Origin of the sequence: Myxococcus eversor (genome assembly GCF_010894455.1) — a bacterium.
Taxonomy (GTDB): Bacteria; Myxococcota; Myxococcia; order Myxococcales; family Myxococcaceae; genus Myxococcus; species Myxococcus eversor.
This window is the reverse complement of the sequence record NZ_JAAIXY010000088.1, coordinates 1-578: the sequence shown is the minus strand read 5'-3', so window position 1 is coordinate 578 and position 578 is coordinate 1. Positions and strand designations below refer to the sequence as shown.

Below are 578 nucleotides of genomic sequence, written 5' to 3'. Positions count from 1 at the left end.
GAACACCCCCACGGGTGCGCTGGAGGCCGGGCAAGGCGCCGAGGCGCTGAGCGTCGCAGCCGTCGCACCCGACGTCCGGTCCACCCACTTCGACCTGACGCTGTCGCTCGCCGAAACGCCGGAGGGCCTCTCCGGCGCATTCACCTATCGGACTGACTTGTTCGAAGAGCGCACCATCACTCGTATGGCCGGGCACTTCGCCACGCTGATTGAAGCCGTCATCCACGCTCCAGAGGCGCACGTCGGCGAGCTGCCGCTGATGCCCGTCGCCGAGCGCGCGCAGGTGCTGACGAACTGGAACAACACTCACCGGGAGCTGCCCTGGGAAGGTGCGCTGCACGAGCGAATCGAAGCCCAGGCCGCGCGCACGCCCGATGCACTGGCGGTCCTCGACGACAGCGGGTCGCTCTCCTTCGACCTCTTCAACCGCCGCGTCAACAGGCTGGCGCATTGGCTGCGCTCGCGCGGAGTCGGGCCCGAGGTCCGCGTCGCCCTCTGCATGGAGCGTGGCGCCGACGCGCTCGTCGCCCTCTTCGCCATCCTCAAGGCCGGTGGGGCCTACGTCCCCACGGACCCGA

At 69.7% G+C, this 578-nt stretch carries 1 protein-coding gene; it reads left to right on the top strand.

The genetic code is table 11. From position 1 onward, the window contains the following. Positions 1–578: AMP-binding protein (locus tag G4D83_RS45255; protein ID WP_163871174.1), on the top strand; the 578-nt coding region annotated here is incomplete at both ends.